At 61.7% G+C, this 15964-nt stretch carries 9 protein-coding genes; 2 read left to right on the forward strand and 7 right to left on the reverse strand.

Annotation, left to right across the window (positions count from 1 at the left end; genetic code table 11):
- Position 1 precedes the first annotated feature (1 nt).
- A complete protein-coding gene (gene nikA, locus F8A88_RS14340) occupies positions 2-1600 on the reverse strand; it encodes a nickel ABC transporter substrate-binding protein (protein WP_151151867.1) in 1599 nt (532 codons plus the stop codon).
- A 254-nt stretch (positions 1601-1854) separates the two neighbouring features.
- On the opposite strand from nikA, the gene bioA reads away from it, so the two are divergent.
- Positions 1855-3855, forward strand: a complete 2001-nt coding sequence (bioA, locus tag F8A88_RS14345; protein WP_151151868.1) for an adenosylmethionine--8-amino-7-oxononanoate transaminase — start codon at positions 1855-1857, stop codon at positions 3853-3855.
- A 9-nt stretch (positions 3856-3864) separates the two neighbouring features.
- Complete coding sequence (locus tag F8A88_RS14350) at positions 3865-5193, forward strand: sodium:solute symporter family protein (protein ID WP_151151869.1); 1329 nt, start codon at positions 3865-3867, stop codon at positions 5191-5193.
- 138 nt (positions 5194-5331) lie between these two features.
- Here the strand turns inward: F8A88_RS14350 and F8A88_RS14355 are convergent, their stop codons facing one another.
- The 6 genes from F8A88_RS14355 to F8A88_RS14380 form a co-directional block, all read right to left on the reverse strand.
- Complete coding sequence (locus F8A88_RS14355) at positions 5332-7455, reverse strand: TonB-dependent receptor (RefSeq protein ID WP_151151870.1); 2124 nt, start codon at positions 7453-7455, stop codon at positions 5332-5334.
- A 70-nt stretch (positions 7456-7525) separates the two neighbouring features.
- The gene (feoB, locus tag F8A88_RS14360; RefSeq protein WP_151151871.1) at positions 7526-9586 is read right to left on the reverse strand and encodes a ferrous iron transport protein B; all 2061 of its coding nucleotides are present in this window, start codon (positions 9584-9586) and stop codon (positions 7526-7528) included.
- 3 nt (positions 9587-9589) lie between these two features.
- Positions 9590-10330 (reverse strand): FeoA family protein, encoded by a 741-nt coding sequence (locus F8A88_RS14365; RefSeq protein ID WP_151151872.1) that lies wholly within the window; start codon positions 10328-10330, stop codon positions 9590-9592.
- Between the two features lie 207 nt (positions 10331-10537).
- Positions 10538-11494, reverse strand: coding sequence for a helix-turn-helix transcriptional regulator (locus F8A88_RS14370; protein ID WP_161598436.1), 957 nt, complete (start codon positions 11492-11494; stop codon positions 10538-10540).
- Between the two features lie 300 nt (positions 11495-11794).
- Positions 11795-13780: an acetate--CoA ligase gene (gene acs, locus F8A88_RS14375; protein ID WP_151151874.1), complete on the reverse strand. Its 1986-nt coding sequence runs from the start codon at positions 13778-13780 to the stop codon at positions 11795-11797.
- A gap of 451 nt (positions 13781-14231) precedes the next feature.
- Positions 14232-15803 carry a C10 family peptidase gene (locus F8A88_RS14380; protein ID WP_151151875.1) on the reverse strand — a complete coding sequence of 524 codons (1572 nt, stop codon included), beginning with the start codon at positions 15801-15803 and terminating at the stop codon, positions 14232-14234.
- Between the last annotated feature and the right edge of the window lie 161 nt (positions 15804-15964).

Here is a 15964-nt window from a genome sequence, read left to right on the forward strand (position 1 = left end):
GCTAGTCCATGTACATTTTTTCAAACGGAATTTCGTACTTGGTACGCCCGAATTCAACACCCTTCAGCTCCGGCCGGTGCACGTAGATATTGGTCATGTAGGAAAGCGGGAAATACACGGCCTGTTCGTGCAGGGTGGTCAGGATGTAGCGATAGAGATCCTGCCGTTCCTTCTCATCCACGCTGATGAGCGCCTCGCCGATGGCCCGGTCGATTTTCTCTTTCATGGGCAGTCCCACCTGCGCCTGATAGTCCGCATGGGAAGGCTTGCGCATGGAGCTGCAGAAGGAATGCGGATCATACGGGGTTCCCCACGTGTCGCCAAAGATCATGCCGAACTCGCCGTTCTTCTGGCGCGTGAGGAACGAATCCTTTTCCTCGCCAACGAGACGCACCTTGACGCCGATGCGTTTCAGGTCGCCCTGCATGACTTCGGCAACGGATTTCTGCAGGGAATCGTTGCCCACGAAGCACAGATCAAAAGCCAGTTCCTTGCCGTCTTTGGTGCGGTAGTCCGCGCCATCGGCACGCTTCCACCCGGCTGCGTCGAGCAGCGCGCCCGCTTTTGCGGCATCAAACGAGTACGGAGCCAGCCCGAGGTTGCAATAGGGCATTTTCGGGGAAAACAGGGTATCTGCCGGAGGCTCCACGCCAAGGAAGATGTGCTTGACGATGGCGGCCTTGTTCACCCCGTGCAGGATGGCCTTGCGCACGGCGATGTCGTTGGTGGGGAACCGCTTGCTGTTGATGGCCATCACGCGGGTGGCCAGCGGCTCGGAAGCATCGGCGACAAGGTCCTTGCGGGCCGCATAGCGGGCATAGGTGTCCAGACCGATCTGGCCGCTGCCGTGCCCGCCCGACCCGTAGATCAGGTCGATCTCGCCGGTATCAAAGGCAATGGCCCGGCCATCGGAATCGGGAATGACCTTGATCAGGAGACGCTTGAAACGCGGCTTGGTGCCCCAGTAATGCTCGTTGGCCTCGAACAGGTCGTATTCACCCTTGCGCGTTTCCACCAGCTTCCACGGCCCGGTGCCGATGGGGGCCTTGATCTCCTTGAAGGTGTCGCCGCTGTCCGGGAAACCCGAGGGCGAAAGGAAACGCATGGGCCTGATCAGGCAGAGTTCCTGCAATGTCGGATAATAGGCATGCTTGAGGTTGAGCTGGAAGGTGTGGCTGTCCAGCACCTTGGTGGAATCGATCTGGGCGATGAATTCCAGCCAGCCGTGACGCTGCGCGTTTTTCAGCACCGCGTCGAAATTCATTTTCACGGCCTTGGCGTCAAAGGGCGTGCCGTCGGAAAAGAGCACGCCCTTGCGCAACGTGAAGACATAGGTCTTGCCGTCCGGGGAAACGGTCCACGATTCAGCCAGCCACGGAAGGATCTTGCCGCCTTCGCCATAGGCCACCAGCGGCTCGTAAACCATGGCCTGCGCGAACATCTGGCTCGGTGAATACGCATGCGGGTTCAGCGGTCCCACGTTCGTGGACCACGAATAGTTCAAGGTATCCTTCTGACCCGCCTGCAGCAGACCGGGGCACACGGCCAGCACAAGCAACACAAATGTAGCAACAAAATACAATCGAAACACCCTCGCCATACAACTATCCCTCGTTTTGATGTTGAAAAGAATATTCTTTTTATATTCGTGACACCTTTTACGGAGAGATACACAATGTGTCAACCGCCAACGAGCAATACCCTTCCCTGCTTTGCCGCCTCCGCAGCTTCTGGGATCGGGGGCACGCACAAGGACCGGCCCGCAAAAACGCACGAACCATGCACCTTGCCCTTGCCGGGCGTCCTGCGTATGGTCGGATTTCCTGCCGAAAAGGCCAACCAACACCATATGCCATGAACGGATATTTCATTACCGGAACCGACACCGACGTCGGCAAGACTCTCGTTACTGCGGCTCTTTTGCGCGCCCTGCTGGACAGGGGCGAATCCGCGCTGGCCGTCAAGCCGGTGCAGACCGGCTGCACTGAAACCGGCACCGGCCTTCTGGTGCCGGACGTGGAAATCTATGCCCGGCTGGCCGCTCCCTTGTTCCCGCAGGGCTACCCGCACGCATGCTGCCGCACGTTCATCCCGGCCTGCTCGCCCCATCTGGCCGCCAAACTGGCGGGCGAAACTCTGGACGCGGACGCACTGGCCCGTGCGGTACGGGAACTGGCACAGGATCGGGACACGGTTATCGTGGAAGGCGCGGGCGGCGCGGCCGTGCCCCTGAACCAGCGCCAGACCATGTTCGACCTCATGCAGCGCCTCGACCTGCCCGTGATCATCGTGGCGGACAACAAACTGGGCGCGGTGAACCACGCGCTCATGACCGTCGAGGCGGTGCGCAACCGGGGCCTGCGCGTGGCCGGGGTGGTCATGACCAACACCACGCCCGCCACGGACGAAGACGTTTCCCTGCGCCGCGACAACGTGGAAACCATTGCCCGTCACGGCAACATCTCCATTCTCGCGGACATCCCGTTCCTGTCCGGCCCGGACTTCGACATGGAGCTGGTGCGCCATGCGGCGCAGGCCCTGAACGTGCTTGACGCGAACGACCGCGTTCCAGACACCGCAGACGCCATGCGCTTTGACCGCGAGCACGTCTGGCATCCGTACACTTCGGCCACGAACCCGCTGCCCACGGCCAGGGTGCGCAGCGCGCGCGGCGTGCGCATTGTCCTTGAGGACGGGCGCGAGCTCATCGACGGCATGGCCTCGTGGTGGTGCGCCATCCACGGCTACGGCCACCCGGAACTGGATGCGGCGGCGCGCGCCCAGCTGGGACGCATGTGCCACGTCATGTTCGGCGGCCTGACCCACGCCCCGGCCATCGAGCTGTGCCGCACCCTGTGCGAAATGACGCCCGAATCCCTTGAACACGTTTTTCTGGCGGATTCCGGCTCGGTGAGCGTGGAGGCGGCCATCAAGATGGCCCTGCAATACATGCAGGCGGACGGGCAGACAAAACGCACCAAGCTGTTCACCGTGCGGGGCGGATACCACGGCGACACCTGCGGGGCCATGTCCGTGTGCGACCCGGACAACGGCATGCACCATCTCTTTTCCGGCCTTTTGCCGCAGCAGATATTCGCGCCGCGCCCGGACTGTGCGTTCCATGAACCGTTCGATCCGGCCAGCCTTGATGAGGCCGCACACATTCTGGAGCAGAACAGCGAACACGTCGCGGCCATCATCGTGGAGCCCATCGTGCAGGGCGCGGGCGGCATGCGGTTCTACCATCCGCACTACCTGAAAGGGCTGCGGGAGCTGGCGGACAAACACGGCGTGCTGCTCATCCTCGACGAGATCGCCACGGGCTTCGGCCGCACGGGCAAGCTCTTTGCCTGTGAATGGAGCAACGTGGAGCCGGACATCATGTGCGTGGGCAAGGCGCTTTCCGGTGGCTGCATGACACTGGCCGCAACGCTGGCCACGCGCAGGGTGGCCCATACCATTTCCGCGGACGGCGGCGTGTTCATGCACGGTCCCACCTTCATGGGCAATCCGCTGGCCTGCGCCGTGGCCAACGCCAGCCTCGGCCTGCTGCGCACGACCGACTGGAAAACACGGGTAAACAACATCGAAACGTGGCTGAACGAATCCCTTGCCCCGTGCCGCAGCCTGCCGGGCGTGGCGGACGTGCGCGTGCTCGGGGCCATCGGTGTCGTGGAAATGAACGAAGCCGTGAACGTGGCCCGACTACAGGAATTTTTCATCGAAAAAGGCGTGTGGCTGCGCCCGTTCGGCAGGCTCATCTACATGATGCCCGCCTATGTCATGGCCCGGAATGAAATCGGACAGCTGGCCGCGACCGTTTTCGAGGCCATACAAACCAACCGGCACCGATAGGGAGCGACCATGAACCTGCTGACCCTGTATTTCGCCCTGTTCGTGGGCATGGGCGTGTATGAATACGTCAAACGCAAGGATTTCGAGGAATTCGCGGTTGCGGGCCGCCGCTCGGGCAGCGCCATGGCGGGCGTGTCCATTGCGGCATCGTGCGTGGGGGCCTCGGCCACGGTGGGCATGACCGGACTGGCCTTTTCCGCGGGAACGCCCGCGTTCTGGTGGCTGGGCTCGGGCGTGGCCGGACTGCTGGTGCTGAGCACCCTGCTGGCCGCCAAGGTGCGGCAAAGCAACGTCTTCACCCTGCCGGACATGGCCCGCAAATTCGTTTCACCGGCCGCACGCAGGCTCACGGCATTGATCATCATCCCGGCGTGGCTGTCCATACTCGCGGCCCAGTACCTTGCCGCAGCCAGAACGGCCTCGGCCCTGGCGGACGTGGACAACGGCACGGCCCTGCTGCTTTGCGCGGCGGTCATCACCGCCTACACCATGCTGGGCGGGCAGAATTCCATCCTCAAAAGCGATGCGGTGCAATACGCGTTCGTGGCCGCCGGGCTGGGATTGGCCCTCGCCTATGCGGGTTCGGCCTCGCCCGTGTCCCTGCGCAGCATCGACCTGCAACTGGTCAACGACTCGTTCCCCCTGTCCAGGTGGACCTATTTCATGCTCATCGTGGGCGGCAGCTACGTTGTCTGCCCCATGCTCTTCGGCAGGCTCTTTTCCACGCGCGGAGAAACCCAGGCCAGACGCGGCGCACTGCTCGGGGCCGTGGTCATCGCGCTTTCCGCCGCGGCCATCGTCTGCATCGGCCTGTATGCGCGCGGGCTGGCCCCGGCAGGAACCGACCCGGATTCCATCCTGACCCACGTGATCCCCTCGGTCATGCCGGGCTGGGCGGGCACGCTGCTGCTCTTCGCCCTGTTTTCGGCCATCATCTCCTCGGCGGATTCCTGCCTGCTCACGGCGGCCACCGTGCTGGAGCACGACATGCTCGGCGGCACCAACACGGCCCGCTGCCGCTGGACCATGCTGGCCCTCGGGCTGGGCGCGCTGGTCATCGCCCGCTCGGGCGGAAGCATCCTCTCCCTGCTGCTGGCCGCCAACGACATTTACGTGTGCGGGGTGGTGGCCCCCATGTTCGTGGCCATCCTCGCATGGAAAAAACGCCCGCTGAACCCGAATATCATGCTGCTGGCCATGCTCGCGGGCGGCACCCTCGGCATCGCGGCCGCGTGGACCGGCATGAAGGCGTTCAGCTTCGCGGGCGTGGGCCTCTCGCTGACCCTGTCCATTGCCGCACTGGTGCGCACCAAGGAAGGGCTGCCGCAAACGCGATAGCCCTCTTCTTCACGGTCGTTTTTCTGGTCCCACCCCATCACGCGCAACGTGATCGCCTAAAAACCTACCAGGAAAGGGCCGGGAAAAGAGGCTTTGTCGCAAGCGTCTCTCCCCGGCCCCTGTTCAGGCAGGTACGGATCAGAAACGGCCGCTCAAAGTCAGACCGAATGTTCTGGGATCACCGGCCTGTCCTACGGGATCGGACCCCGGGAATTCAAAGGCCACGGCCCGGTAATGGGCGTTGAACAGATTCTTGACCCAGAAGGTCAGGTCGAAATGCTCGGATTCCAGCCCGAGCCGCAGGTTGACCAGTTTGTGCGCGTCTTCCTTGATGCTGTTGGCGGTGTTCCAGTAGAAATCGCCGATGCCCTGCAGTTCGCCGCGCACGAGGAGGTTGAGCGGCCCATCGGACCAGAACATGTCAAAATGGTCCATTATGGGCCGCCTGTATTGGAGAGCCACGTTGAAAGTGTATTCCGGGGCAAGGGGAACCTTGTTGCCCTTGTAGTCCGCACCGGCCAGCGGGTCTTCGTATTTCATGAACTCGGCGTCCGTGTAGCCGAAACTGGCATCCATGGTCAGGCCCTCGGCCAGCAGCACGTTGCCTTCCACCTCGAAGCCGCGACTGCGCGAGCGGCCCACGTTCTGCACGATGGTATTGGCCGTGGGCAGCAACTGGGTGACCTGCTGGTCGCTCAGGTCGATGTAGAAAACGGACGCGTTGAGCATGAGCCGGTTGTCGAGCAGCGAGGTTTTGGCTCCGATCTCGTAGTTCCAGCTGTATTCAGGATCGAACGAGGCGTCCGCGATGCTGGTGAATCCGGTGTTGAATCCGCCGCTGCGGTATCCGCGCGAGACGCCCGCATAGGTCATGATTGAATCGGTCCAGTGATAGGCGAGCTGAAACTTGGGCAGCACCGCGCTGTTGTCGATGCTGTCGCTGAACGTCAGGTCCGGGTTGATGGCAAACGGCGCGGACTCACGTTTATAGTCGATGGAACGGTGCTCGTAGTCGAGCCGCAGCCCGCCGGTGACGTCCAGCTTGTCGAACACGGTGCGGGTGATCTGCCCGAAGGCCGCATATCCGTAGGATTCAAGGTCGGAATGGGCGTCTTCCACCACCCCGCCGAAGCCGGGATAGTTCATCTGCAGGTAGTGATCCTTGTCCTCGCTGAACCCGTACAGGCCGCCGATCCACTGCCATACGCCGCTGTCCCCGGGGGAGGAGAGACGGAACTCCTGGCTGAACTGGTCGTCACGAACGCGCTCCTTGGCCCAGTAGAGATCCGCGGCCGTGAAGTCCTGATCGTTGATCACGTCGTCGTCATAATGGCGGTATCCCGTGATGGAGGTAAAGCCCAGCATGTCCGCGTCGTAGCCCACCTTGAGCGAGGTGCCCACGGAATTGCGCTGATGCTCGCCCTCCACGTTGTGCGAGAAATTGTGCGGATCGCTGTCCACCTGGTTCAGGCTGGTCACGGGAAACGCGCCGTCATCGAGCTGTTCGCCGTCCACCTGCGCCAGCACGTCGAGCCTGTCCGTGGGCGTCCAACGCAGTTGGGCGCGGCCGCTCTTGTCGTTGCGGTCGTCGCCGTCCTTGTCCAAATAGTCGTTGCGGCTGTAACCGTCACGTTGTTCAATGTTGCCGGAAAACCCGAAAAACAGCGTGTCGTCCACAATGGGGCCGCGCAGGTGCATGTCGGTTTCCATGAGCCCGTAATTGCCGAATGTCTGGTCGGCCCCGACATGGAATTCATTGTCCGGTTTTTTGGTGATGATGTTGATAACCCCGGCAAGGCTGTTGCGGCCGTACAACGTACCCTGCGGACCGCGCAGGACCTCGATGCGCTCGATGTCGAACAGGTTGGAATCGAACACGCGGGAGTCCATGTAGTTGACGTCGTCAACGTAGAATCCCACGGCCGGGTCGTTGTTCACCGCGCCCAGCCCGCGCACGAACACGAAGGAGTTGCCCCGGAATCCCCAGTTGCAGACGAACAGGTTGGGAATCCGGTTGGAAACGTCCTGCAACGTGGAAATGCCGGAATCGATGATCTGCGTGTCCGTGATGGCCGAGATGCTGGACGGCACGTCCTGCAGGTTTTCCTTTCTCTTTTCCGCCGTCACCACCATGGGTTCCAGCTGCATGGCACCGGATTCATCCGTTTCCCCGGCCACGGCCTGTGCGCCGAGGCAGGCCAGCAGCCCCAGCGTCGCCAGCAGGCCAAGAACCGCCCGCTTCGGTTTGTACTTCTCAAACATTTTCCTCTCCTTTTGCATTCAGCATCCTTTTGTTCCGAAAATCCCGTCCGCGCCGTGAAGGGCGGCCCGGCTACAGAAAAATCGATCCCGCATGATACGAGGCCAGCGCCGTGACAAGCGCAATGCCCAGCATGGCCGCCAGCAGGGCAAGGGTATGCCGCCATGCGCCCAGCTCTGACCGCAGGGCCACGATGGAAGCCACGCACGGCAGGTAAAGATTGGAAATCACGACAAAGGCAAGCGCGCCCTGCGGGGTAATGGCGCTGCGAACCGCGTGGATGATGGCCTCGTGATCGCCCGCGCCCACCGAAAACAGCACGGCCAGCGTTCCGGCCGTGGTCTCCTTGGCCACGAACGAGCTCATGAGCGCCACCACGAAGCGCCAGTCGAACCCAAAAAACGACCCCAGCGGCTCCAGCTTCCTGCCCAGCACGTACAGGTAGCTATGCTCGATGCTGCCGCCCGGATAATAGCTGACGGCCCAGACCAGAATCAGGGCCGCAAAGATGAACCCGGCCGTGCTTTTGGCAAATATTTCCAGACGCGTGCGCACCCCGGTCAGAATGGTGCGGAAATTGGGCTTGTGGTACAGAGGCAGTTCCATGACCAGTCCGCCGGACTGCACGCGGTCCATGCGCCGGTTCAGCACCACGGCGGTGACGCAGGCAAGGCAGATGTTCACGGCAGTGACGCCCAGAATGACCAGCAACGCGGTCCGCGGTTCGAACAGGGCAAAGGCGAACAGAAAGGCCACCCCGGTCTGGCCCGAACAGGGCAGAAACGGCAGCATGCACAGGGTGATGAAACGCTGCCTGCGGGTGTTGACCACCCGGCTCCCGGCTATGGCCACGGTATTGCAGAGGAAGCCCATGAGCAGGGGGATGGCCGACTTGCCATCGACCCCGAGCCTGCCGAGCAGCGGGTCCATGAGGCAGGCCACGCGCGCTAGGTACCCGGTATCCTCCAGAAAATGAAAAACCGCGTAGATGAAGCCGATGATGGAAAGCAGGGCCAGCACCCATCCCGCGGCCGGAACCACGGCCCCGGCCATGAGGCTGCCCAGCACGCCGGGCAACAGGGCCTTGATCTGCGGTCCGGCCGAAAGCGCGCCCATGAGCGCCATGCCGCCCGTGCACATGCCCAGCACAACGCCGAGCAGACACCCCAGCGGAATGACAACAAAGGCCACGATCCTGCCCCACAGCGGATGCATGAGCACACGGTCCCACCGGTCCGTGGGGCTGGCATGCCCCTGCCGGACGGTCACGACATTGCCGCAGACCGAATCGATCCACTGCTGCCGCTTTTCGTACACGTCCATGGCCGCGTTGTCCGGCAGACGGTTCACGCGTTCATCAAGACGTTGCCATGCATCGGCATCCAGCGCCTTCTTGAGCCGGGCGCGCAACGAGCTGTCGTTTTCCGCCAGCTTTGTCGCGGTCCAGAGCGCCTTTTCGGGCACCATGCCTTCGGCCTCAAGACCAGCGGCCAGCTCCCGCACCGCTTCCGGGGCCTGCGGGCCGTTCCGATGCTCCGACCGGCTCCTGTCCACAAAAAACAGGGCCTCCACAAGGCCGTCCAGCGACTGCTCCCGGCTGGTGCCCACCAGGGGGATCACGGGAACGCCCATGGCCCGGGAAAGTGCGTCCGCGTCAATGGTGCGCCCTTCCTGCTCGGCCACGTCCATCATGTTCAGGGCCACCACGACGGACAGGCCCAGCGCCATGATTTCGGCCACGAGATACAGACTGCGCTCAAGGCTGGCGGCATTGACCACGGCCAGCACCGCATCCGGCACGTCCGAAAGCAGAAAGTCGCGCGCGATCTCCTCTTCCACCGAGTTGGCGGTCAGGCCGTAGGTTCCGGGCAGGTCCACCAGCACGCAAGACCGTCCGGCGCGGTCCAGACGCCCTTCGGCCCGGTCCACGGTCTTGCCCGGCCAATTACCCACGCGCTGGTTGAGTCCGGTCAGCCGGTTGAACACCGTGGATTTTCCGGTGTTGGGCTGGCCGGCCACGGCCACCACCAGCGGCCTTTCGGCAGCGGATGCGGCCCGGGGCGCGGGAGCGGCCACGGTTTCCGCGTGGTGGCGGAGCACGTTCACGTCCGTTTTTTTCGCCGCATCAGGCATGACTCAGGCCTCCGCCCTTTCAAGGATGAATGCCGCCGCCACATTGCGGGCCACGGCTATGCGCGTGTTGCGCGCGGAAAGCACCACCGGCCCCCGGCGCGGCATGCGCAGAACCGTGACCGGCACGCCGGGCAACAGGCCGAGCGCGGCAAGGCGCGCCATGTCCCGGGCATTGCCCGTGGCGCGAAAGAGAAACCGGTCGCCCGGGGCCAGCCCCAGGACGCCTTCGCCCGCAGCCCTGCCGCGGCGCAGGTATGGGAAAATCACCAAATAGACTCCGGTAACCGCGAGGAAGACAAAGGAAATCTCGAACGGGGCCTTGAGAATAGCGGACACCGCAGGGTTCAGCCATGCCAGCGCACCCTTTTCCGTGAACAGGGCGCTGCCGTCCGACTCCCTGCCCAGCAGCCGTCCGTCCGTTGCACTCACGGTGCAGACCACAAAGGCCCCGGGGTCGCGGACCACATAGCGGCCGTCACGGGGCAGGTAGGTCACGGTCAGGTCGGGGCCGAACGGACCGTACGCTCCGGATCTCACCCGGCGCATGATCTCGTGAAACGGCACCACCGAACCTTGAACGGCAACAATCCCGACCGTTGCGGGCTCAACAGCCTGCGTGCCCTTCACGGGGTAGGCCAGGGGCAGAAGGAGCAGCTCACCCAGCCAGACCACCGTGAGAAAGGACACATAGATTCCCAGCCATTTGTGAGCCTTGCGGGAAAACTTCAAAAAACTGAAACGCATGCAAACTCTCCGCTTAAAGCGAATTCGACATTCATTATCAATATGGAAAAGGAAAACCCTCAGGCTGAAAAGCCTACGACAGGCGAAAAGCGCACACTACAACATGCGAAACATTTTTTTACATATACAGCAGAAAAGCCCTCGCGTTCACGCTCGATGCAGATGGCCGGTCAGACTGTACCGGAAGCGACGGGAAAACAAATCCGGTCAGGCGGATTCCTTGAGCTTGGCGGTCTCCACGGCTTCGCGCCGCACGTTGAATTCGGACTGGTACTGCTTGGGCGTGGTGCCGAAGTGCTTGGAAAACGAACCCGTGAAATGGCTGGGGCTGGAAAACCCGCACTCGTAGGCCACCTCGGTCACGGTGCGGTTGCCGTCCTCCAGCATCTTTCGCGCGCATTCCAGCCGGGCCTTGCGCACCATGCCGAAGACCGTGTCTCCGAAAACCCTGCGGAACAGCGCGTTGAGCTGGGAGCGGTTCAAGCCCACCTGGCGGGCCAGCTCGTCAAGCGCGGGCGGATTGTCGAAACTGCGCATGAGGATGTCGCGGGCGGCATAGGCGATGCGCTGGTTTTGCGGCTTTGCGCTGTGCAGCCGAATCACGTCGGTTTCCAGCAGGTTCAGGTGCAGGTAAAGCAGCTCTATCTTCTTGTATTCCATGAAGATGGTACGCATGGCGTTGTCCGTGGTGTTGGTCACTATGTGCTCAGCCACGATCCGGATGGGCAGGGAAAGCCGCCCGCTCTCCATGAAGAACGGCTCGGGCGTACCCTGAACCGCCTTTCGCAAGGCGGGGTGCAGGGGACATCCGGTTGTTTCGGCGATGTGGTTCAGGTCTTCGGGAAAAATCTGCAGGCTGACCAATTGTGCCGGGGCATGGGGCGCAATAAGAAAATTTCCCCGGCAGCGCGGCATGCACAGGATACCGCTGTTGCCCCCGGATATTTCGGCCGCAAGGCGTCTGTTGCTGCGGTCCGAGGCCGTTATGCAGACCTTTCCGGAAAGGCAGAACAAAAATTCCACCGGCGCTTCTTCCGTATGAAAAACAAACGACGACTCCTGGTTGCGCGCGGGGAGGTCATGAACCACCATGCGCACATACGGCAACACGCTGGCCCCCTCCATGTGGGAAGACGAAACCAGCGCAGGATCCCAATTCTGCATACACCCTTGCGACATGTCACATATCCGCCGTTCGTTAGGGTCAACAACACCATTTGATCTTGATTCTCATTATCTAGGCTGTTTATTCCTTTTGCAAACCCAGGTCAACATCTGCACATGCAAAGAAAAACCCACAGGATATGCCGCAACAAAGCGCTCCCGGGCCGCCGGAGGCATTCCGCCTCATTCCGCCTCATTCCGCCCCTCTCCGCCACAAAAAAACAGGACGCCCCCCGCAACAAGGAGCGTCCTGCGAATGGGGCCGGGTCACACAACCCGGCCGCGTTGCCTTGATACCATCTATGATTCCATGAGTTCGTTCCTTCCCTCCACGAGGTCGGCGATGACACCGGCGTCGGCCAGGGTCGAGGTGTCGCCGAAATCGTCCTGATCCGCGGCGATCTTGCGCAGCACGCGGCGCATGATCTTGCCGGAACGCGTCTTGGGCAGGCCGTCCGCAAACTGGAGCACCTCGGGCGTGGCAATGGGTCCGATCTCGGAGCGAACCCACTTCTTGAGTTCAAGCCGCAGTTCGTCGGATTCATCCTCGTCGCCCTTGAGGGTCACATAGGCGTAGATGGACTGTCCCTTGACCTGATGCGGCATGCCCACAACCGCGGCCTCGGCAACGGCAGGGTGCGCCACGAGCGCGGACTCGATCTCGGCAGTGCCGAGCCGATGGCCGGACACGTTGATGACGTCGTCGAGCCGCCCCATGATCCAGAGATAGCCGTCTGCATCCATGCGCGCGCCGTCGCCCGCCTCATACATGCCCGGGAAGCGTTCGAAATAGGTCTTCTTGAACCGTTCCGGGTCCTTGTACACGCCGCGAAGCATGCCGGGCCACGGTTTCTTGATCACCAGATGCCCGCCCTCGTTGGGGTCGGCCTCGCTCATGTCCGAACGGATGATGTGCGCGTCCACGCCGGGCAGGGCGCGGGTGGCCGAGCCGGGCTTGAGCGGCGTGGCATAGGGCAGGGGCGAGATCATGAACCCGCCGGTTTCGGTCTGCCACCATGTGTCGCAGATGGGCAGCTTACCGCCGCCGATGTTGTCGTGATACCACATCCACGCCTCGGGGTTGATGGGCTCGCCCACCGAACCGAGCAGCCGCAGGCTGGAAAGGTCGTGCCGTTGCGTCCACTGGGTTCCCTCGCGCATGAGCGCGCGGATGACCGTGGGCGCGGTGTAAAAGATATTGACCCCGAACTTCTCCACGATCTGCCAGAAACGGTCCGGCTTGGGATAGCTGGGCACGCCCTCGAACATGAGCGAGGTGGCCCCGAGGCAGAGCGGTCCGTACACGATATAGGAATGGCCGGTGATCCAGCCGATGTCCGCCGTGCACCAGTACACGTCGTCTTCCTTGATGTCGAAAACCCATTGCAGGGTGTGCGCGGCATAGGTCAGGTAGCCGCCGGTGGTGTGCACAACGCCCTTGGGCTTGCCCGTGGACCCGGAGGTATAGAGGATGAACAGCTCGTCTTCGGCGTCCATCTCCTCGGGCGGGCACGGACCGTTGATGTCGTCGGCTTCCATGATCTCGTGCCACCAGTTGTCGCGGCCCTCGACCATGTCCACGTCGTTGCCCGCACGCTGCACCACCACGACCTGTTCCACGGTGGGGCATTGGCTCAGGGCCTCGTCAGCATTGGGCTTGAGCGGAATGGTCTTGCCCGCGCGCAGCACCGCGTCCGCCGTGACCAGCACCTTGGCTTCGCAGTCCTGAATGCGCGATTGCAGGGAAAGCGCGGAAAATCCGGCAAAGACCACGGAATGCATGGCCCCGATGCGTGCGCAGGCCAGCAGGGCAACGGCCAGCTCCGGCACCATGGGCAGATACAGGGCCACGCGGTCGCCCTTTTTCACGCCCATCTTCTTGAGCGCGTTGGCGAATTTGCAGACCTCCGTGTAGAGCATCTGGTAGGTGAAGACACGCACGTCCTCGTCCGGCTCGCCCTGCCAGATGATGGCGGCCTTGTTGCGCCGGCCGTTTTCCAGATGCCTGTCCAGGCAGTTGTAGGCCACGTTGAGCTTGCCGCCCTTGAACCAGTTGATCTCGGGCTTGTGAAAATCGTATTCCAGCACGGAATCCCACGGCTTGAACCAGTCCACCAGCTCGGTGGCGCGCTCGGCCCAGAAGCCTTCCGGGTCTTCATCCGCGCGCTTGGCCGCGGCCTCGAATTCCTCCATGCTGCGGACATGGGCCTGGGCCTGCATCTCCGCAGGCGGCTCGAACAGGCGTCCTTCCTTCATCATGCTCTCAATGTTCTTTTCTTCGCTCATGGGCTGCTCCTGCTGTGTCTTCTCTTGGAAAATCCGGGCGGGCCGGTCCACCGCGGCTCTGCCTGCTGCCCGGCCTGAAAAAGCGGCCGGGGGCTACCATGTGTTGTATCTCTATATGAAGAAAAAACACAACCGCAGCCGTTTTCAGGTGAACGGTAGCAATTTGTCCGGTGAGCGGTTGCGCGGCTGGAAAAACAAGATTGGATGGCTGGTGTCGAAAGTATTTATCAATGATTACGAGCATGATGCCGCAAAGCAAGATGCAGGGAGCTGCCTTGCATCGGCAAGGGACACGTCCCTTGACCCTGTTCCGTTCTGGCAATCTCGAAAAAAAACCAACCCGCCGACCAAAAACCAGCGGCCCGGTTCGCAATGCAAACCGGGCCGCTCGCCAAACGTTTTTGTGGGGGGATTTGGGGGAATACTTTTGAAAAAGTCCTCCCCCAAAAAACTACTGCAACAGCAACAAATTACGAGCAGCCCCGGCCGCGTCTACAGCGGTCACAGGCGTGAAATCGATACCCCAGACGTTGCCGGAACTGGACGTATAACTCTCGCTATCTCCACTGTCTCCTGTCGTCACAGTCTGGGCGACAAAAGAAAGGCCGCTGTGATACGGCTTGACCGTATACTCCGTGGAAGACGCGACACCCACAAGGCCGAAAACGCCCTTCTCATTGGTCACATCCGTAACCTTGCTGCCGTCTGTTGACGACGTGGCCACAACCAGAGAACCGGAAACGGGATTGCCGTCCGCGTCCAGCACCCGGCCGCTGATGATCTCCCCGGTCTTGTCCGTGAATACATTGAATACGCACTTGTAGACCGAAGTGAACGCCGGGTCACAATCAATGGCAGGCAGGTTGTACCAGACATCGTCGCTGCCGGACCAACCCATGTTCAGATGGTGATACATGGTGGAGGAGTCATACCCGTAGCCGTCGCAGACAATGGCGTGCCCGCCAGCAGTCCCCGTAATGCCCAGCAGCACGGGCAGGTCCGCGTCCAGATTGGGGTTGACCATCGTATTTCGGGCAGATGCCTCAAGATTGTTCCCGGAATTGAAGCCAGGGATGGCATTGGCATAGCCAAAAAAATACGGAAGCATAGAGGCGGCATAGAGCGTGTTTGTTCCCGAGCCATCATTTCCGTAATCCATACTCACGGCCAACCCGACATCAAGAGTCAAACCGCTGATGGCTTGCCGCTGGGCCAAGGGTGTCGATGCGTCCGGGACAAGCGGCATGTCGTCCCACACATACGGGCCTCCCGAACCGTCTCCACCACGAAATCGCCAATTATGCTGATACTCGCCATCCACCTTGATGGAAAAAATGGTATTGTTACCCACTCCCTCGACAGGAAAACGATGATAACGCATGAGTTGCGACATGGCCGTGGCCACGCACCCGCACACGTAATTATTGGGCGTATAAATGTTATACGTATTCTCTCCGCCAACAGTGGATTGCCCCCAACGCGAATCAACCAGCGAGGCCACACGAACGTCGGAAATGGTCGCTTCCCCCATTTCCACGCTCAGATCCACGCCTTGGGCGGCCATGGCCGCGGCGTTCAGCAACGTGGCCCAGCGCTTGTTGGCGCCGTTTTCGGCGGACGCGCTCATGTCCATGCCGGTCATGGACCGGGCCTTGGCCTGCCTGCCGCGCATGTCCTGCTCCAGCAGGGCAAAGAGCGGATTGTTCGGGTCGGCGTCAAAGGAACCGTCGTTCTGGAAACCCACGATGGGTTCCACGAGGTCGTCGCCAGCCACGGCCACGAAACCGCCGCCCGACAGTGCAACAATGTAATAGGCCGCGTCTCCATCGGAAACGGCATGGGCCGCAACGGACTGCGCCGAACTGCCCTGCATGTCCATGCCCATGGGCTTCTGGTCCAGAACCAGCCAGCCCTGCACGGCCTGTTTTGCCTGATCCGGTGACACGGGTGCCGCAAAGCAGGCCGAAGTCAAAAACAACACCACGACAAACACGGCCGCAAGGCCGTGGACACATGTCCTCATATGATGATCCCCTCTTTAAAAATGCGAATTAGCACCCCCTGCCCAATCTTTTATTTGAACTCGCCTTTCTGTCAATGCTTTGTCTTGAAAAAGAAGACGGGGCAAGCGGTACAACCCGGCCTTCAGCCCAGTGTTGCGCCCGGGGCATGAAACAAGCTATC

The sequence above is a fragment of the Pseudodesulfovibrio senegalensis genome (genome assembly GCF_008830225.1).
Classification (GTDB): domain Bacteria; phylum Desulfobacterota; class Desulfovibrionia; order Desulfovibrionales; family Desulfovibrionaceae; genus Pseudodesulfovibrio; species Pseudodesulfovibrio senegalensis.